At 66.4% G+C, this 19,578-nt stretch carries 14 protein-coding genes; 12 read left to right on the forward strand and 2 right to left on the reverse strand.

Annotated features, from left to right (window positions below; all coding sequences use genetic code 11):
• Positions 1-283: 283 nt before the first annotated feature.
• Both SOM18_RS14260 and SOM18_RS14265 read left to right on the forward strand, forming a co-directional pair.
• Positions 284-3,421: a TonB-dependent receptor domain-containing protein gene (locus tag SOM18_RS14260; protein ID WP_320481852.1), complete on the forward strand. Its 3,138-nt coding sequence runs from the start codon at positions 284-286 to the stop codon at positions 3,419-3,421.
• A gap of 404 nt (positions 3,422-3,825) precedes the next feature.
• Positions 3,826-6,861 carry a TonB-dependent receptor domain-containing protein gene (locus SOM18_RS14265; RefSeq protein WP_031441836.1) on the forward strand — a complete coding sequence of 1,012 codons (3,036 nt, stop codon included), beginning with the start codon at positions 3,826-3,828 and terminating at the stop codon, positions 6,859-6,861.
• Between the two features lie 73 nt (positions 6,862-6,934).
• Here SOM18_RS14265 and clpB read toward each other — a convergent pair whose 3' ends face one another.
• Positions 6,935-9,514 carry an ATP-dependent chaperone ClpB gene (gene clpB / locus SOM18_RS14270; protein WP_031441837.1) on the reverse strand — a complete coding sequence of 860 codons (2,580 nt, stop codon included), beginning with the start codon at positions 9,512-9,514 and terminating at the stop codon, positions 6,935-6,937.
• A gap of 170 nt (positions 9,515-9,684) precedes the next feature.
• Between clpB and SOM18_RS14275 the strand changes: the two genes are divergently transcribed.
• The gene (locus SOM18_RS14275; RefSeq protein WP_031441838.1) at positions 9,685-10,086 is read left to right on the forward strand and encodes an acyl-CoA thioesterase; all 402 of its coding nucleotides are present in this window, start codon (positions 9,685-9,687) and stop codon (positions 10,084-10,086) included.
• Positions 10,087-10,382: 296 nt separating this feature from the next.
• On the opposite strand, the gene SOM18_RS14280 is transcribed toward SOM18_RS14275, so the two are convergent.
• Positions 10,383-11,777 (reverse strand): helix-turn-helix domain-containing protein, encoded by a 1,395-nt coding sequence (locus tag SOM18_RS14280; RefSeq protein WP_192140550.1) that lies wholly within the window; start codon positions 11,775-11,777, stop codon positions 10,383-10,385.
• A gap of 101 nt (positions 11,778-11,878) precedes the next feature.
• Here SOM18_RS14280 and SOM18_RS14285 point away from each other — a divergent pair, with 101 nt between their 5' ends.
• The 9 genes from SOM18_RS14285 to SOM18_RS14325 all read left to right on the forward strand — a co-directional run bounded on the left by SOM18_RS14285 (position 11,879) and on the right by SOM18_RS14325 (position 19,573).
• A complete protein-coding gene (locus SOM18_RS14285) occupies positions 11,879-13,405 on the forward strand; it encodes an acyl-CoA carboxylase subunit beta (protein WP_320481853.1) in 1,527 nt (508 codons plus the stop codon).
• Between the two features lie 59 nt (positions 13,406-13,464).
• Positions 13,465-13,767, forward strand: coding sequence for a hypothetical protein (locus SOM18_RS14290; protein WP_031441841.1), 303 nt, complete (start codon positions 13,465-13,467; stop codon positions 13,765-13,767).
• Positions 13,764-13,976, forward strand: a complete 213-nt coding sequence (locus tag SOM18_RS14295) for a hypothetical protein (RefSeq protein ID WP_037530777.1) — start codon at positions 13,764-13,766, stop codon at positions 13,974-13,976. The genes SOM18_RS14290 and SOM18_RS14295 overlap by 4 nt, the downstream gene beginning before the upstream one ends.
• Positions 13,973-14,491: a hypothetical protein gene (locus SOM18_RS14300; protein WP_042467818.1), complete on the forward strand. Its 519-nt coding sequence runs from the start codon at positions 13,973-13,975 to the stop codon at positions 14,489-14,491. The genes SOM18_RS14295 and SOM18_RS14300 overlap by 4 nt, the downstream gene beginning before the upstream one ends.
• A complete protein-coding gene (gene mce / locus SOM18_RS14305; protein WP_031441843.1) occupies positions 14,488-14,907 on the forward strand; it encodes a methylmalonyl-CoA epimerase in 420 nt (139 codons plus the stop codon). Before SOM18_RS14300 ends, mce begins: the two co-directional genes overlap by 4 nt.
• 130 nt (positions 14,908-15,037) lie before the next feature.
• A complete protein-coding gene (locus tag SOM18_RS14310) occupies positions 15,038-15,823 on the forward strand; it encodes an enoyl-CoA hydratase-related protein (protein ID WP_031441844.1) in 786 nt (261 codons plus the stop codon).
• A 122-nt stretch (positions 15,824-15,945) separates the two neighbouring features.
• Positions 15,946-18,090, forward strand: coding sequence for a methylmalonyl-CoA mutase (gene scpA, locus SOM18_RS14315; protein ID WP_031441845.1), 2,145 nt, complete (start codon positions 15,946-15,948; stop codon positions 18,088-18,090).
• Positions 18,090-19,211, forward strand: a complete 1,122-nt coding sequence (gene bioB / locus SOM18_RS14320) for a biotin synthase BioB (protein ID WP_081874431.1) — start codon at positions 18,090-18,092, stop codon at positions 19,209-19,211. Before scpA ends, bioB begins: the two co-directional genes overlap by 1 nt.
• On the forward strand, positions 19,202-19,573 hold the full coding sequence (locus SOM18_RS14325; RefSeq protein WP_031441847.1) for a lysozyme inhibitor LprI family protein: 372 nt from the start codon (positions 19,202-19,204) through the stop codon (positions 19,571-19,573). The genes bioB and SOM18_RS14325 overlap by 10 nt, the downstream gene beginning before the upstream one ends.
• The last annotated feature ends 5 nt before the right edge of the window (positions 19,574-19,578 follow it).

Consider the following 19,578-nt stretch of genomic DNA (forward strand, 5'->3'; position numbering starts at 1 on the left):
TCGGCAATCCGGGGCCGATCCGCGGCGGGGGCGCGCAGGGCCCGCCATCCCCGGAATATCCCCTTTGATTCCTTCGGAAAACCCGCCGCAGGGCGCCGGATTCACGATGTTGCCTTTTTGTAACAATGGTACGTCAATGCGATGATCCGTTACTATTTTACAATTTTATTTTGGACAAAAGCGCTGCCGTTTGCGTAACCGGCCCCCAGTCAGTGCGCCGGAGCGCGCCGCAACACATCGCGTCAGTCATCACGGATCGACGGCGCGAAAGGGGAATGAATACATGCGGAATCATATGTTTCGGGACTGCCTGCTCGCGTCCACGATGATCGCAGGCGCCGTCGTGGCGCTTCCGGCAGCGGCCCAGACCGCACCGGCTCCTGCACCGGCAGCCGAGCCGGCTCCCGCACCGCAGAGCACCACCAGCGACGACGGCGCGGCAGCGACGACCCCGGCAGTCTCGAACACGCCGAGCGAGGATCCCGCTGCAGCCGGGACCGCCGCGGGTACCGACATCGTCGTCACCGGATCGCGCATCTCGAACCCCAACCTGACCTCCGCCAGCCCGATCACCGTGGTCAACGCGGCGGACATCAAGCTGCGCGGCGCGACGCGCATCGAGGACGTGCTCAACAGCCTGCCGGCGTCGTTCGCGACGCAGACCTCGTCGGTGTCGAACGGTTCGACCGGTACGGCGACGATCAACCTGCGCAACCTGGGTGAATCGCGCACGCTGGTGCTGATCAACGGCCGCCGCCTGATGCCGGGCAACCCCTCGTCGAGCAGCACCGCGAGTGCGGCCGCCGACGTCAACATGATCCCCGCCTCGCTGATCAAACGCATCGACGTGCTGACCGGCGGCGCCGGTTCGGTCTATGGGTCGGACGCGATCGCCGGCGTCGTCAACTTCGTGCTCGACACCGATTACGAAGGCTTCAGCGTCGACGTGTCGGGCGGCATCAACAACCACAACAACCGCAGCGAGCGGTTCCAGGCGCTGTCGGCGGCAAGCGGCTATCCCGCGCCGAGCGGCCAGGCATTCGACGGCACGCAGTTCGACATCAACTTCAAGGTCGGCGCGGCCACCAGCGACGGCCGCGGCCATGTCGTCGGCTATGGCGGCTATCGCAAGATCGGCGCGATCCTGCAGGGGTCGCGCGACTATAGCTCGTGCGGGCTGAACGCGCCGTCGGGCAATGTCGGCAACGATTATGTGTGCGGCGGATCGGCCACCGCATTCCCGGCGAACTTCACGCTCGGCGATGCGACCGAGGGCGGGCCGCCGACCGGCTATACGCTGAACGCAGCAGGCCAGCTCGTCGCGGGGCGGACGCTCTACAACGCCAACCCGCTGAACTATTACCAGCGTCCGGACGCGCGCTACACCGCGGGCTTCCTCGCCAAGTATGAAGTCAGCGACGCGTTCAAGCCCTATGCCGACTTCATGTTCATGGACGATCGCTCGGTCGCGCAGATCGCGCCGTCTGGTGACTTCAACAACACGAGGGTCCTGAACTGCAACAACCCGCTGCTGTCGGCGGCGCAGGTCTCGACCTTCTGCCGTGCGTCCAACCTGGTGACCGACGCCAATGGCGCGGTGATCAACCTGACCAACCCGGACGGGTCGCAGTATCAGCAGGCGAACGTCCTGATCGGTCGGCGCAACGTCGAGGGCGGCGGGCGCCAGGCGGATCTTCGCCACACCCAGTATCGCTTCGTCGCGGGCGCGACCGGCGATATCGACAAGGGCATTTCGTACGAGGCCTATGGCCAGTTCGGCAGCACCGTGTTCAGCCAGGTGTATCGCAATGAATTCTCGATCTCGCGCACCACGCGCGCGCTCGACGCGATCACCGACACGCGTCCCGGCTCGGCGACGCTCGGCCAGGCGGTCTGCCGCTCGGTCGTCGACGGCACCGATCCGAACTGCGTCCCGCTCAACATCTTCGGCGCGGCCGGGATCACGCCCGAGGCGCTGAACTATGTCCAGACCCCGGGCTTCCAGTCGGGCGAGAACAAGGAAACCGTCCTCAACGCGAACTTCACCTTCAAGGGCGCCGAATACGGCGTGCAGTCGCCGTTCGCGAGCGAGGGCATCGCGCTGAACGTCGGTGGCGAGTACCGCAAGGAATCGCTGAGCCTCGAAGTCGACAACGCGTTCCTGAGCGGCGATCTGGCCGGCCAGGGCGGCGCGACGCTGCCGATCCGCGGCAGCTACACCGTCAAGGAAGTGTTCGGCGAAATCCAGGTGCCGCTGGTCAGCGACCGCCCGTTCGTCAACGAGCTGACGGTCAATGGCGGCTATCGCTATTCGAGCTACAGCACCGCGGGTTCGGCGCATTCGTACAAGGGTGAGCTGGTCTGGGCGCCGATCTCCGACGTCCGCTTCCGCGGCGGCTACAACCGTGCGGTCCGCGCACCGAACACGCAGGAGCTGTTCGCGCAGCAGTCGGTCCAGCTCGACGGTGCGACCGATCCCTGCGCCGGCGCCGCGGTCAACGGGCTGGTCAACGGCAACACGGCCGCGCAGTGCGCGCTGACCGGCGTTCCCGCGAACCGGTTCGGCCTGATCGCCGCCAACCCGTCCGAGCAGTATAACGGCCTGCTCGGCGGCAACCCGAACCTGCGCCCCGAAAAGGCCGACACGTTCACCGCGGGCGTGATCCTGCGGCCGTCGTTCCTGCCGGGCTTCAACCTGTCGGTCGACGGCTTCCGCATCAAGCTGAAGGACCGGATCGGCGTCGTCGGTGCGGACACGATCATCGCGCAGTGCCTCCAGACCGCCGACGACCAGTTCTGCGGCGCGATCAACCGCGATGCCAACGGCACGCTGTGGCAGGGCAATGCGGGCTTCATCGTCGACACCAACGTCAACGCAGGGTCGCTGACCACGCAGGGGATCGAGACCTCGGCGGGCTATACCTACCGCTCGGACAGCATCGGCACGATCGGGCTGTCGTTCAACGGCACCTATGTCGACAAGTTCACGTCGGACAAGGTCGGCACCAAGTTCGATTGCGCAGGCCTGTACGGCGCCCAGTGCGGCTATCCGATGTCCAAGTGGCGTCACCAGGCGCGTCTGTCGCTGACCACGCTGGGCGGCATCGGCCTGTCGGGCAACTGGCGCCATCTGTCGGCGACCAAGTTCGAGCGGACCAGCGGCGATGCCGACCTGGCCGGCCCGTTCTTCGCCAATGACGGCCGCGTGAAGGCGCAGGACTATTTCGATCTCGCCGCCACCATCCGGGTCGCGGACAAGGTCACCTACCGCCTCGGCGTCAACAACGTGCTCGACAAGACCCCGCCGATCCTCAGCGCGACGGCGTCGCCGATCGGCTCGTTCGGCAACGGCAACACCTATCCGGGCATCTATGATGCGCTCGGCCGGTACCTGTTCGTCGGCCTGACGATCGACATGTAAGCGATCCTTTCGGACGCGATATCGGGGGGCGGCGGATCACGGATCCGCCGCCCCTTTTTTTTGGTTCGGGCGGCCGGTCCGGAGTGACGCTGAAGCCCGAGCCGTGGCCTCGCCAAGCTGCTGTCGCGGGTGCGACGTGAAAATGCCTTTGCCTAATTATTATGCGTAGAGAGGATCTGCTGTCGGAAAAAGCAACAGATTGTAAGAAAAAGCACCAGTGATTGTGTCTTTTTCGCTACACGAGATTGCCAAAGCATTCGGCCGCCCGGATGCATTCTTTACAGGATGCGACAGCACCTCCATCCCATCGCCATGTCCTTCGGGGTCGTGCTTCGGCGCGATGAAAGGGGCGGAAAATTGCCCGGCGTACCGCGATGCGGGCGACCGGGTTCAAGCGAGGGATCATGATGACCAGCATTTCGTTGACCAAGAAGGCGCTCCTGCTCGCGGCTGCGACGCCGTTCGCGTTCGCCATGGCGGCGCCGGCGTTCGCGCAGCAGGCGACGCCGCCCGAGCAGAACGGTGTCCCGTCGAGCGACGTCGCCGCGCAGAACCAGCCCGCCGCCGGCGACGAGATCGTCGTCACCGGATCGATCATCCGCGGTACCGATACCGGCATTTCGCCCGTCACCACGCTGACCACCGAAAATCTGGATTCGCGCGGCATCAACACGGTGCAGGCCGGCATCCAGGCGCTGTCGTCGAACAACGGCCCGGCGCTGACCAACTCGTTCACCGCCAACGGCGCATTCGCCGCGGGCGCGTCTTCGGTGTCGCTGCGTGGCCTGTCGACCAACTCGACGCTCGTGCTGTTCGACGGCCTGCGCGCCGCCTATTACCCGCTGTCGGATGACGGATCGCGCAACTTCGTCGATCTGAACACCATCCCCGACGACATCGTCGAGCGCATCGACGTGCTGCGCGACGGCGCATCGTCGAGCTACGGTGCCGATGCCATTGCAGGCGTGGTCAACGTGATCACCAAGCGCAAGTTCAACGGCATCAGCGGTCGCGCCGAGGCCGGCATCTCCGAGAACGGCAACAACGCCAACCAGCGGCTGACGCTGACCGCGGGTACCGGCGACCTCGACGAGAAGGGCTACAACGCCTATGTCAGCGGCTTCTATTTCCGCAACGAGGGCGTGTACCAGCGCGACCTGCCGGCGCCCTTCAATTCGGACAACCTGACCGGGATCTGTTCGAACCGCACCGGCACCACGCAGTGCGGCCCGAACAACACGGCGAACGGCCTTGACGCGAACGGCGCCCTCAACGGCTTCGCGATCGGTACGGGCAATTTCTACGTCCGTCCGGCCGACGCCGCGAACACGGTCGCATCGGGCCGGTACCAGCTGCTGAACCCGGCAGCGGGCTGCCTCAACGGCACCCCCTACAACCCGACCGCCGCGCAGCTCGCCACGCCGGCGAACGTGACGACGCCGACCACGGTCTGCCAGGTCGACAACACCAACAAGTACGACATGGTGACGCCGAACATCGAGCGTTTCGGCGGCTCGGCCCGTTTCAGCGCAAAGGTCGGTGCCGACTCCGAGGCATATCTGCTGGTCAATTTCGCCCAGTCGGCGAGCAACTATACCGGTCGTCCGTCGGTCATCCGCGGTAACGCACCGGCCGGCATCCTCTCGCCGCAGTTCTCGACCTCGCAGGCGCAGACTGCCGCGCTGGCCGCGGGCTCGGGCGTCCTGGCATTGCCGGTCTATGTCTGCGCCGCGCGCGTGAACTGCGGTCCGACGAACGGCACGCTGAACCCGAACAACCCGTTCGCGGCACAGGGCCAGGTCGCTCGCCTCGTCGGCGCGCTGCCCGACACCGTCACGCAGAACGAGACCCGCAGCCGCGTGTACCGTGCCGCATTCGGCCTCAAGGGCACCGTCCTCAACGGGTTCGACTATGACTTCAACGCAACGGCGATGCACACCGACCTGCGGGTGAAGACCAACGGGTATGTCTATATCCAGAACCTGCTCAACGTCATTGCCGACGGCAGCTACAACTTCGTCAACCCGGGCCTCAACACCCAGGCGGTGCGCGATTATCTGACGCCCGAGAACATCACCGACACGACGTCGGATCTCTATCAGGCGCAGCTGACCGTCCAGAAGTCGCTTGCCACGCTGCCCGGCGGTGACCTGCGCGTCGCGGTCGGTGGCTCGATCTTCTACGAAGCCGTCGACGCGCCCAGCGCGAACGACGACTATAACGGCGCGACGCAGCGGTACTTCACGCTGAACGCCTTCGGTACCAAGGGTAACCGCACGGTGAGCTCGGCCTTCGCCGAAATCAACGCACCGGTTCTCGACGTGCTGACGCTCAACGGTTCGGGTCGCTACGATCACTATTCGACCGGGCAGAGCAACTTCTCGCCGAAGGTCGGCGCGATCTTCACGCCGCTCCAGCAGGTCACGGTGCGGGGTACCTATTCGCGCGGCTTCCGTATCCCGAGCTTCGGCGAGGCGAATGCACTGCCGACGACGGGCTATGTGACGCAGCAGATCTCGGCGATCCCCGATGCGTTCCTTGCCCAATATGGCGCAGGCTGTTCGCAGGCGAGCCCGACGGCGTGCCCGGCCTATCTGACGTCCTACTCGATCGGACAGACGACGCTGGCATCGCCGGAGCTGAAGCCCGAAAAGTCGCGCAGCTTCACCGGTGGGCTCAAGTTCGACCCGATCCGCAGCGTGTCGCTGACCGTCGACTACTACAACATCAAGAAGACCGGCGCGATCACGACGCCGGACAATTCGGCCGCGATCGCAGCCTATTATGCCGGTGCCGCACCGGTTGCCGGGTTCGAGGTCATCGCCGACGCACCCGACGTCAACAACCCGAACGCGCGTCCGAAGATCGCCTTCGTCCGCTCGCAGCTGATCAATGCCGACACGATCAAGTCGTCGGGCATCGATTTCGGGATCAACGGCGCGTATGACTTCGGTCCGGTCAAGTGGACGTCGAACCTGAATGCGAGCTACATCATCGAGCTCAGCACGACGATCGACGGCGAGAAGCAGCGCTATGAGGGCACGCTCGGCAACTTCAACCTGACCGCAGGGTCGGGGACGTTCGAGTGGAAGGGCAACTGGCTCAACACGTTCGACTTCGGCGACTTCGCGGTCAGCACCACGGTCAACTACACGTCGGGCTATGACCTGTCGGCGACCGACCAGGGCGACCAATACAAGGATTGCGGCCAGGCTGCCGTGTACAATGACTGCCACGTGAAGAGCTACATCACGGTCGATGCGAACGTGAACTTCAAGGTCACCGACAAGTTCAGCTTCTACGTCAACGCGCTGAACCTCTTCGATCGCCTGCCGCCGGTCGATACCGTCACCTATGGCGCGTATCTGTACAATGCGATCCAGGGTGGCGACGGCATCTTCGGTCGTCAGTATCGTGCAGGCGCGAAGTTCAACTTCTAAGCCGATACCCACGCGACAAATCGGGGCGGGTCCTTCGGGACCCGCCCTTTTTTTGTGCCTGCGGTTCGGGGGCTCAGCCGACCGCGAGCACCAGTTTCCCGTCGCCCTCGTCGATATGGACGGTGGCGCCGTCCTTGACCTCGCCGCGCAGGATCATGTCGGCGAGCGGGTCCTGGAGGTAGCGCTGGACCGCGCGTTTGAGGGGACGCGCGCCGTAGACGGGGTCGTAGCCGACGCGGCCGAGCCAGGCGCGGGCGGCTTCGGTGAGGTCGAGCGTGATCTTGCGGTCGGCGAGCAGCTTGTCGACGCGCGACACCTGGATGTCGACGATCGGCGCCATGTGCGCCTGGCCGAGACGGTGAAACAGGATCACCTCGTCCAGGCGGTTGAGGAATTCCGGGCGGAAATGCGACCGGACGATCTCCATCACCTGCGGTTCGACCGACGACACGTCGTCGCCCTCGGCCATGTTGGCGAGATACTGGCTGCCGAGATTGCTCGTCAGGATGATCAGCGTGTTGCTGAAATCGACCGTGCGGCCCTGGCCGTCGGTCAGGCGGCCGTCGTCGAGCACCTGGAGCAGCACGTTGAACACGTCGCCATGCGCCTTCTCGACCTCGTCGAACAGGATCACCTGATAGGGCCGCCGGCGGACCGCCTCGGTCAGCACGCCGCCTTCCTCATAGCCGACATAGCCGGGAGGCGCGCCAATCAGCCGTGCGACCGCGTGCTTTTCCATGAACTCGCTCATGTCGATGCGGACCATCGCCGAGGGATCGTCGAACAGGAATTCGGCGAGCGCCTTGGTCAGCTCGGTCTTGCCGACGCCCGTTGGCCCGAGGAACAGGAAGCTGCCGAGCGGACGGTTCGGATCCTGAAGCCCCGCGCGTGCGCGCCGGACCGCGGTGGAGACGGCCTTGACCGCATGCGCCTGGCCGATGACGCGCTTGCCGATCGTCGCCTCCATCGCGAGCAATTTGTCGCGCTCGCCCTGGAGCATCCGCTCGACCGGGATGCCGGTCCAGCGGCTGACGACGCCGGCAATGTCGTCCGCATTGACCTCCTCGCGCAGCATCGCGCCCTTGGTCGCGCCCGCCGCCTCGTCGAGCTGGCGCTGCAGGCCGGGGATCGTGCCGTAGGAGAGCTCGCCCGCGCGGGCGAGGTCGCCCGAGCGCTGCGCCTGGTCGAGTTCCAATCGCGCGGCGTCGAGCTGTTCCTTCAGCCGTGCCTCGGCGTTGATCTTGTCCTTCTCGCCCTTCCAGCGCGTCGTCAGCTCGGCGGACTGTTCCTCGAGATTGACGAGGTCGCCCTCGAGCGTGTCGAGCCGGTCGATCGAGGCCTCGTCGGTCTCGCGCTTCAACGCCTCGCGCTCGATCTTGAGCTGGATGATGCGGCGGTCGAGATTCTCGATCTCCTCGGGCTTGGATTCGACCTCCATGCGGATCCGGCTCGCGGCCTCGTCCATCAGGTCGATCGCCTTGTCGGGGAGGAAACGGTCGGTGATGTAGCGGTTCGACAGCGTCGAGGCGGCGACGATCGCGCCGTCCGTGATGCGGACGCCGTGGTGGAGCTCGTATTTCTCCTTCAGGCCACGCAGGATCGAGATCGTGTCCTCGACCGTGGGTTCGCCGACCATGACGGGCTGGAACCGGCGCTGGAGCGCGGGGTCCTTCTCGACGTACTTGCGATATTCGTCGAGCGTGGTCGCGCCGACGCAGTGGAGCTCGCCGCGCGCCAAAGCGGGTTTGAGCAGGTTGCCCGCGTCCATCGCGCCTTCGGATTTGCCCGCGCCGATCAGCTGGTGCATCTCGTCGATGAACAGGATGACGTCGCCCTCGGCGGCCTTCACCTCGTCGAGCACGCCCTTCAGCCGCTCCTCGAACTCGCCGCGATATTTCGCGCCCGCGATGAGCGAGCCCATGTCGAGTGACATCAGGCGGCGGTCCTTGAGCGTATCGGGGACGTCGCCGTTGGCGATGCGCAGCGCGAGGCCTTCGGCGATCGCGGTCTTGCCGACGCCGGGTTCGCCGATCAGCGCGGGGTTGTTCTTGGTGCGGCGCGCGAGGATCTGGATCGTGCGGCGGATCTCCTCGTCGCGGCCGATGACGGGGTCGAGCTTGCCGTCGCGGGCTGCCTGGGTGAGGTCGCGCGCGAATTTCTTGAGCGCGTCATAGCGGTCCTCGGCGCCCGCGGTGTCCGCGGTACGGCCCTGGCGGACGCTGTTGATCGCGGTGTTGAGCCCCTCGGGGGTGACGCCGCCGGTCTTGAGCGCCTTGCCCGCGGCGGTGTTGAGCGAGAGCGCGAGCGCGACGAGCAGGCGTTCGACGGTGACGAAGCTGTCGCCCGCCTTGGTCGCGATCTGTTCGGCCTGGTCGAGCACGCGGACCGCGTCATTGTCGATGCCCGGCGTGGTTTGCGCGCCCGAGCCCGACACCGCGGGGATCTTGGCGAGCGCGAGATCGGTCTCGGATGTCGCGCGCTTCGCGTCGCCGCCCGCGGCCGCGATCAGCCCCGCGGCCATGCCCTGTTCGTCCTCGAGCAGCGCCTTCAGCAGATGCTCGGGCGCGATCCGCTGATGGTTCATGCGGATCGCGACGGTCTGCGCGGACTGGAGGAAGCCTTTCGCGCGGTCGGTGAATTTGTCGATGTTCATGGGCGTATCCCTGTGGTCTTTGGCCAGAGATGGTGTTGTATTTAGGCAACACAAGAGGGCGGCGTTGCATCATGCTAGGGACAAGCGCCGCGGGCCGGAATAGCGTTTATTGTCGGTGTCGAAGCAGCGTCGTCATCGCTATAAGCCCCCGCGCATGCTATATGGGTGGAGTGTCAACAGCCATTCCCCATATCTACGCCATCGGCATCGAGCCGGCCGACATCGACTTCATGGGTCACGTCAACAACGCGAACTATCTGAAGTGGGTACAGGCCGCGGTGATCGATCACTGGCAGCGTCTCGCCCCGGCCGAGGCGGTGGCGGGGCATTTGTGGGTCGCGCTGAAACACGAGATTACCTACCGCAAGCCGGCGTTTCTGGACGACGACGTGATCGCGACGGTGCTGCTCGAAAAGGTGCAGGGCGCGCGGGCGTTCTACGAGACGATCATCAAGCGCGGCGAGGACGTGCTGGCCGAGGTGAAGTCGAGCTGGTGTTGCCTTGATGCGGAGACGCTGCGGCCTTCGCGACTGGCGAGTAACGTGGTGGAGCGGTTCTTTCCGAAGGATTGAGGGGCCTAGACCCGCCGTCATTCCCGCGGAGGCGGGAAGCCAGACTGGCTGGCCTTTGTGGTTGCCACCTTGGTTTGCCGGTTTGGATCCCCGCCTTCGCGGGGATGACAGGTTTTGGGGCTGAGTGCGGTCGTCGGTCTGGGGTCGCTCGATTGGGGCGAACGGTCAGCCATCTACACCACCTCCCCGGCGGAGGCCGGGGCCCAGGTGGGACGGCCCTCATGACTCCGCGTCGCCTCACGTTATTTCCGTTTCCCAACTGGGCCCCGGCCTTCGCCGGGGAGGTGGCCTAGTCGTCACACCACCTCATACGGGACCGCGCCGCGGCGGTTGGGGTCGACGCGGATTTCGCTGGCGGCGGGGGGGAAGGCGCGCTGGTCGCAGTCGGGGCGGAGGCAGATGCGGCAGGATGCGCCGATCGGGGTGGCGATGCCGCCGGTGCCGAGCGCGTCGGCGTAGATGAATTCGGACGCGTTCGCTTCCTCGCAGCCCAGCGCCACCGCATAGCGGCGCGCGGGCCGGGTATAGGTTTCGGACGGTTTCACCAGCCCCTTGGCCATCGAGACGTAGCGGATGCCGTCGCTGGTCTCGAGCAATTGCGTCAGGATGCGGTCGGGGATCGCGACCGCTTCGTGGACGATCCACAAGGGACAGGCGCCACCGAAGCGCGCGAACTGGAGGCGGGTGGCGGAGTGGCGCTTGGTGATGTTGCCCGCCATGTCGACGCGGCAAAAGAAGAACGGGATGCCGAGCGCGCCGGGACGCTGCAAGGTCGAGAGCCGGTGGCAGGTCTGTTCGAAGCTGGTGCCGAAGATCCGCCGCAACCGGTCGATATCGTGGCGGACGCTGCGCGCCTCTGCGCGGAAGCGGGTATAGGGCATGACGATCGCGCCCGCGGCATAGTTGGTGAGCCCCGCGGTCAGCAGCGCGCGCGCAGTTTCGGACGCCATGTCGGAGGCGGCGACGATGTCGGCGATCAGATCGGCGAATTCGCCGCGCGCGACCTGATGCGCGAGCGAGAAGAGCGTGGTCTCGCCGGGCTGCGATCCGTCGAGCCGCAAGGTCGCGCCGTCATAGTCGCGTAACGGCGCTGCGAGTGCGCCCGAGATTGTCACCGAGACGCCGCGCGCCGCGAGCCGCGCCTCGAGCGCTGCGATCCGGTCGCTGCCGAGCGTCTCGCCGATCTCCTCCGCGCGGCGATCGAGCGTGTCGACATAATTGCCCGCGGCGTGAAACCAGTCGCGGACATCCTCCCAGGGGAGCAGCCCGGGCGCGCCCGATCCGGCGACGAGACGGTCGTCGAGCGCGCGCAACTGCTCCTGCGCGCGGCGATAGGCGTCGTGCATCGCAACGAGCCGCTGGGCGAGCAGCGGCTGGTGCTTCACCGCGCGGCGGATCGCGCTCTCGTCGAGCGTGGGGGCGGCGACGCTGGTGTCGGTGACGGCCTCGAGCGTCGCGACGAGCAGCGCGGTGTCGTCGGCGGCGTCGATGCTGCCCCAGTCGGCGGGGAATTCGCGTGCCAATGTGACGAGCACGGCTTCGCTGACCGGGCGGTCGCCATTCTCGATCTGCGAGAGATAGCTGACCGAGATGCCGATCCGCACCGCCATCGCCGCCTGGCTGATCCCGAGCGTGCCGCGAAGGTCGCGCAGCCGGTGTCCGACGAAGAGGCGACGTGGGGGATTGGTCATGCCGCGGGTGTAGTTTGCAAACATGGGGGGCACAAGTTTGCAACATTGCATTTGCGCATTGCGTCCCGCTCTGTGAAAGCCCCCAGCAGGACGGAGAGACGATGTCATCGACGATCGAAGAGCTTGAACGACGCCGCGAAGCCGCAAGAGTGGGCGGGGGTATCAAGCGGATCGGAGCGCAGCACGCCAAGGGAAAGCTGACCGCAAGGGAGCGCCTTGACGTGCTGCTGGACGAGGGATCGTTCGAGGAGCTCGACATGTATGTCGAGCATAACTGCGTCGATTTCGGCATGCAGGACCAGGTGATCCCCGGCGACGGCGTGGTCACCGGATCGGGCACGATCAACGGCCGCCTCGTCTTCGTGTTCAGCCAGGATTTCACCGTTTTCGGCGGCAGCTTGAGCGAACGCCACGCGCAGAAGATCTGCAAGGTGATGGACAGCGCGATGAAGGTCGGCGCGCCGATCATCGGGCTGAACGACAGCGGCGGCGCGCGCATCCAGGAGGGCGTGGCCAGCCTTGGCGGCTATGCCGAGGTGTTCCAGCGCAACGTGCTCGCAAGCGGCGTCGTGCCGCAGCTGTCGCTGATCATGGGCCCGTGCGCGGGCGGCGCGGTGTACAGCCCGGCGATGACCGACTTCATCTTCATGGTGAAGGATTCGAGCTACATGTTCGTGACCGGGCCCGATGTGGTCAAGACGGTGACGAACGAGGTGGTGACGCAGGAGGCGCTGGGCGGCGCGGTGACGCACACGACCAAGACGTCGGTCGCGGACAATGCGTTCGAGAACGACATCGAGGCGCTGCTCGCGGCGCGCGACTTCTTGGATTTCCTGCCCGAATCGAACCGTGCGGGCGTGCCCGAGCGGCCGACCGCGGACGAGTGGGACCGGGTCGAGGAGAGCCTCGACACGCTGATCCCCGCGTCGGCCAACCAGCCCTATGACATGCACGAGCTGATCCGGAAGGTCGTCGACGAGGGCGATTTCTTCGAGACGCAGCCGGCGCATGCGGCCAACATCATCACCGGCTTCGGGCGGATCGAGGGGCGGACCGTCGGCTTCGTCGCGAACCAGCCGATGGTGCTCGCGGGCGTGCTCGACATCAACAGCTCGAAAAAGGCGGCGCGGTTCGTGCGCTTCTGCGATGCGTTCGAGATCCCGATCGTGACGTTCGTCGACGTCCCCGGCTTCCTGCCCGGCACCGCGCAGGAGCATAACGGGATCATCAAGCACGGCGCGAAACTGCTGTTCGCCTATGGCGAGGCGACCGTGCCGAAGATCACCGTGATCACGCGCAAGGCGTATGGCGGCGCGTATGACGTGATGGCGTCGAAGCACCTGCGCGGCGACCTCAACTATGCGTGGCCGACCGCGGAGATCGCGGTGATGGGCGCCAAGGGCGCGGTCGAGATCATCTTTCGCGGCAAGACGCCCGAGGAGATCGCCGCGCGCACCGCGGAGTACGAGGCGCGCTTCGCCAACCCGTTCGTCGCGGCGAGCAAGGGCTTCATCGACGAGGTGATCCAGCCGCATTCGACCCGGCGGCGGATCGCGCTGGGGCTGCGCAAGCTGCGCGGCAAGAGCATCGAGAATCCGTGGAAGAAGCATGACAACATCCCGCTCTGAGGGGGCGGCTTGTTGGGTCATGCCAAGCACATTATCATGTCATGCGAAGGAGTCGTGACATGCAGACCGAACGCGTGACGTTTCTGACCACCCCCGATCACAAGGCGGCGCTCGACGCGTTTGCGGCGAGCAACGGCATGTCCGTGGGGCATGTCGTTCGCGAGGCGACGTCGCGCTATGTCGTGGAGGGCGACATGACCGAGGACGACCGCTTCAAGCTGTTGATCCACGAACTCGACGAGGCGCTTCCGGCGATGCACGCCGCGCTCGATGCGGCGATCGAGGGGCAGCAGCGTCTGCGCGCCGATATCGACGCCAGGCTGCGCGAGGCCGGGCTGCTCGACGCGGAGCGTGTCGCATGAGCATGATCGGCGACGCGATGCGGACGATCGAATCCGTCATCCTGCTCCGCAGCAAGGTCGAGCGGTTGAATGAGGAACTTGCCGCGACCAACGGGCAGGTGCGACGCGTGGTCGACTCGGTCATCCAGATCAACGGGCGGCTGATCCGCCTGGAAACGTTCGAGGAAATGCGGTCCGGGATACGACCGACCCCGAGGATCGAGCAATGATCGCGCTTCTGCTTCTCCAAGCCGCGGCTGCGACAAGCACAGCAACGCCCGCGTGGAAGCTCGCCGACCGGACCAATGCGGCGGGGGTGCGGAGCATCTCCACCTCGGTCACGGGCAATGACGGGCTGTCGCGGTTCGTCGTGAAGTGCGACGTCGGCACCGAGTCGATCGTGTCGATCCAGTTCATCCAGCCGCAGTCGCTCGGGCAGGGCGCGGACAAGCCGGTCGCGGTGCGCTTCGATGGCGGGCCGGCCTTCACCTATAACTGGCAGTTTCCGGGGACGGGGACATACATCACCGATCCCGTGGCGATCACGCGGCTGACGACGTTCCTGGTGAAATCGAAGACGCTGCGGGTCGAGTCGACCAACGGCGCAGGCTTTGCGGTGCAGGCCAATTTCGCCGCGCCGGCGAGCGATGCGATGGTGCGGCAGGTGCTGGGGGTGTGCGGCTATACGCTCGGCGTCGTGCCGCCGCCGCCGCCTGCGCCGCCCGCGGCGGAGGATGCGCAATGACTTTGGGCCGCCTCAACCATGTCGGGGTCGCGACGCCGTCGATCGCGAAGTCGGTCGAGACGTACCGGGTGCTGCTCGGCGCGACCGCGATCGGGGAGCCGTTCGACCTGCCCGCGCAGGGCGTGAAGGTGTGCTTCATCGATGCGCCCAATACGCAGATCGAGCTGATCGAGCCCTATGACGAGAGCTCGCCGATCGCAGGGTTCCTGCGCAAGAACCCGGCGGGGGGGCAGCATCATGTGTGTTTCGAGGTGCCCGACATCGCGGCCGCGGTCGTGGAGCTGAAGGCGAAGGGGGCGACGGTGCTCGGCGAACCGCGGATCGGCGCGCATGGCACGCCGATCGTGTTCGTCCACCCGAAGGACTTTGGCGGGATGCTCGTGGAGCTGATGGAGACGCCGGGGGAGGATCATTGACCCCGCATCCGTCGTCCGTTCGTGCTGGGCGTGGTCGGAGTGCGTGGGACTCAGGCCCTTCGGCTTCGCTCGGGGCGAACGGAAGGGGTGGGGCTGGCGGACTGGGGCGTAATCGATGGGGGAGACTGGCATGACCGCGTACGAGCATATCCTGAGCGAGCGGCGCGGTGACGTGCTGGTGCTGACGCTCAACCGGCCCGACCGGCTGAATGCGGCGCCGCCGGCGATGTTCGAGGAGATTGCCGCCGCGGTCGCCTCGCTCGACGGTGCGCGGGCGGTGTTGATCGCGGGTGCGGGGCGGGCGTTCTGTTCGGGCGCGGATGTTGGTGGCGGGGCGCTGGGGTCGGACGATCCGGGTGCGGCGACCTATCAGGCGCTGACGGGGAGCTATAATCCGGCGATGGCGGCGATCGCCGATCTGGGCGTGCCGGTGGTGAGCGCAGTGCGCGGGCCGGCGGCGGGGATCGGGTGCAGCCTCGCTCTTGCCGCGGATTTCTGCGTCGCCAGCGAGAGCGCGTATTTCCTCCAGGCGTTCGTCAATATCGGGCTGGTGCCCGATGGCGGCGCGTCGTGGATGCTGCCGCGGCTGATCGGGCGCGCACGGGCGACCGAGATGATGATGCTGGGCGAGCGGGTGCCCGCGGCGAAGGCGCTCGACTGGGGGATGGTGCACAAGGTCGTCGCGGACGACGCGCTCGACGCCGAGGCGTTCGCGCTGGCGGAGCGGCTGGCGGCGATGCCGACGGTGGCATTGGGGCTGATGCGGCGTGCGATCACCGCGGCCTATGCAAGCGACTATGCGGGCGCGATGGAGGCCGAGGCGGTCAACCAGCGTGCGGCGCGCGGGTCGGCGGATTCGACGGAGGGCGGGATCGCGTTCCTGACGAAGCGCAAGCCGGTGTTCACGGGGACGTGACGACTCACGCTTCTCGTTCCCCGGCGGAGGCCGGGGCCCAGGCTCGATGCGCAGCATCGAACGCGCTGCCGCGCGCGATTTATTTTAGGGCTGGGCCCCGGCCTTCGCCGGGGAACTAGAGTATGACTGACAAACCGAATCCGACGCTTGCCGAGTGGGAGGCTGCTGCTGCCAAGGAGGTGAAGGGCGCTGATCTCACCTGGGCGACCCCCGAAGGCATCGACGTCAAGCCGCTCTATACCGCGGCGGACGTGACCGCCGACCCCGGCCTCCCCGGGTTCGCGCCGTTCACGCGTGGGGTGCGGGCGTCGATGTATGCGGGGCGGCCGTGGACGATCCGGCAATATGCGGGGTTCTCGACCGCGGAGGCGTCGAACGCGTTCTACAGGCGGAATCTTGCCGCGGGGCAGAAGGGGCTCTCGGTCGCGTTCGATCTGGCCACGCACCGCGGCTATGACAGCGACCATCCGCGCGTGACGGGCGATGTCGGCAAGGCCGGCGTCGCGATCGACAGCGTCGAGGACATGAAGATCCTGTTCGACGGCATCCCGCTCGACAAGATGTCGGTCAGCATGACGATGAACGGCGCGGTGATCCCGATCCTCGCCTTCTTCATCGTCGCGGGCGAGGAGCAGGGCGTGCCCCGGCACCTGCTCGACGGGACCATCCAGAACGACATCCTCAAGGAGTTCATGGTCCGCAACACCTACATCTACCCGCCCGAGCCGAGCATGCGGATCATCTCGGACATTTTCGGCTATACCAGCCGCGAGATGCCCAAGTTCAACAGCATCTCGATTAGCGGCTATCACATGCAGGAGGCGGGGGCGACGCAGCTCCACGAGCTCGCCTTCACGATCGCCGACGGCATGGAATATGTGAAATACGGCGTCGCGAGCGGGCTCGACATCGACAAGTTCGCGGGGCGGCTGTCGTTCTTCTTCGCGATCGGCATGAACTTCTTCATGGAGATCGCCAAGCTGCGCGCCGCGCGCGTGCTGTGGCACCGCGCGATGACGGAGCTGGGCGCGCAGGACGAGCGGTCGAAGATGCTGCGCACGCATTGCCAGACGTCGGGCGTGTCGCTGACCGAGCAGGACCCGTACAACAACGTCATGCGCACGACGATCGAGGCGATGGCGGCGATGCTGGGGGGCACGCAGTCGCTCCACACCAACGCGCTCGACGAGGCGATCGCGCTGCCGACCGACTTTTCCGCGCGGATCGCGCGCAACACGCAGATCGTGCTGCAGGAAGAGACGGGGATGACCAAGGTCGTCGATCCGCTCGGCGGCAGTTACTATGTCGAGAGCCTGACGCAGAGCCTGGTCGACGGGGCGTGGACGCTGATCGAGCGGATCCAGGCCGAGGGCGGGATGGCGAAGGCGGTCGCGGCGGGCTGGCCCAAGGCGATGATCGAGGAAGCCGCCGCGGGACGCCAGGCGCGTGTCGATCGCGGCGAGGACGTGATCGTCGGGGTGAACAAGTACAAGCTTGCCGAACAGGACGCGATCGAGATCCTCGACGTCGACAATGTCGCGGTGCGCGCCGGGCAGGTCGAGCGGATCGCGCGGGTGAAGGCGACGCGCGACGAGGAGGCGTGCCGGGCCGCGCTGGATGCGCTGCGCGAGGGCGCGAAGGGGTCGGAGAACCTGCTCGCGCTCGCGGTCGAGTGTGCGCGGGCGCGGGCGACGCTCGGCGAAATCTCGTCGGCGATGGAGGATGTGTTCGGGCGCTATGGCACGCAGCCGACGCCGGTGTCGGGCGTCTATGGCGGCGCGTATGAGGACGATGCGCGCTGGACGCGGCTGACCGACGGGGTCGAAGCGACCGAGCGGCGGCTGGGACGCAAGCCCCGCATGCTGGTCGCCAAGATGGGGCAGGACGGGCATGACCGCGGCGCCAATCTCGTCTCGTCGATGTTCGGCGATCTGGGGTTCGAGATCGTGCCGGGGGCGCTGTTCCAGACCCCGGCGGAGGTCGCCGCGCTGGCGCTGGCCAAGGACGTTGACGTGGTCGGCGCGTCGAGTCTCGCGGCGGGGCACAAGACGCTGATCCCCGAGCTGATCGGCCACCTGCGCGAGGCGGGACGCGCGGATATCAAGGTGATCGCGGGTGGCGTTATTCCTGCACAGGACTATCAGGCGCTGCGTGATGCCGGGGTCCAGGCGATCTTCGGACCCGGCACCAACCTGATCCAGGCCGCCGAGGACGTGTTGAAGCTCCTCGGCCATAATATGGGCCCGCAAGAGGAAGCCGCAGAATAATGCTGAACAGTCTCGAAGATACTTCCCCGGCGAAGGCCGGGGCCCAGTTGGGCGCCGGTCGTGACGACGTACAGTCCTCCGTTACGTCGACCTCTCCAACTGGACCCCGGCCTTCGCCGGGGAACGGCACAAGGACCGACTGGACGCGGGCGGAGATCGCGGCGTTGTTCGACCTGCCGTTCGACGCACTCATGTACCGGGCGCAGACCGTGCACCGGGCGCATCATGCGGTGAGCGAGGTGCAGCTGTGCACTTTGCTGTCGATCAAGACCGGCGGGTGCCCCGAGGATTGCGGCTATTGTTCGCAGTCGGCGAGCGCGGACACGCAGCTGAAGGCGGAAAAGCTGATGGACGTCGATGCCGTCCTCGCCGACGCCGCGCACGCCAAGGCGGCGGGATCGCAGCGGTTCTGCATGGGCGCTGCGTGGCGCAACCCTAAGCCGCGCGACATGCCGAAGGTCGTCGCGATGGTCGAGGGCGTGCGCGCGATGGGGCTGGAGACGTGCATGACGCTCGGGATGCTCGACGCGGATCAGGCAAAGCAGCTCGCCGATGCGGGGCTCGATTACTACAACCACAATATCGACACCTCGCCGGAGAATTACGGCAACGTCATCACCACGCGGACCTTCGAGGACCGGCTGGAGACGCTGGCCAACGTGCGCGATGCGGGCATATCGGTGTGCTGCGGCGGGATCGTCGGGATGGGCGAGACGCGCAGCGACCGCGTCGGCTTCGTCCATGCGCTCGCCACGCTGCCGCGGCATCCCGAGAGCGTGCCGGTGAACGCGCTGGTGCCGGTCAAGGGGACGGTGCTCGGCAACATGCTCGCCGACACGCCGCTCGCGAAGATCGACGATATCGAGTTCGTGCGGACCGTCGCGGTCGCGCGGATCACGATGCCGCTGAGCATGGTGCGGCTGTCCGCGGGACGCGAGAGCATGTCCGAGGCGACCCAGGCTTTGTGCTTCATGGCGGGGGCGAATTCGATCTTTACCGGCGACACGCTGCTGACGACGGGCAATGCGGGCGACAGCGCGGATGCGGCGTTGCTGGCGAAGCTCGGCATGACGCCGATGACGGGTGCCGAACCGATGCGCGAGGCCAAGACATGCTGCTGATCGCACTGCTGATCGCCGCCGCGCCGATGCAGCCCCAGTCGCAGGCGCAGGCGCAGATGACCCGGTCCGCGGGCAGCAGCTATGCGCAGGCGGACGCGGCGATGACCGCGCAGTGGAAGCGGACCTACGCCTATATGAAGCGGCGCGATGCGCAGGACACGTCGCGTGGCGGTGGCTTCGGGTTTGCGGGATCGCTGCTCGAAAGCCAGCGCGCGTGGCTGAAGTTCCGCGACACGCAATGCGTGATCGAGGGCGGGCAATATGCCGGCGGGTCGGCGCAGGGGATGACGATCGCCGGCTGTCGCACCGGCCTGACCAAGGCACGGACCGCGCAGCTCAAATCGATGATCTGGTACCAGTAAATACA

Source organism: Sphingomonas sp. CFBP9019, from assembly GCF_034045155.1.
In the GTDB taxonomy this organism is placed as follows: domain Bacteria; phylum Pseudomonadota; class Alphaproteobacteria; order Sphingomonadales; family Sphingomonadaceae; genus Sphingomonas; species Sphingomonas aerolata.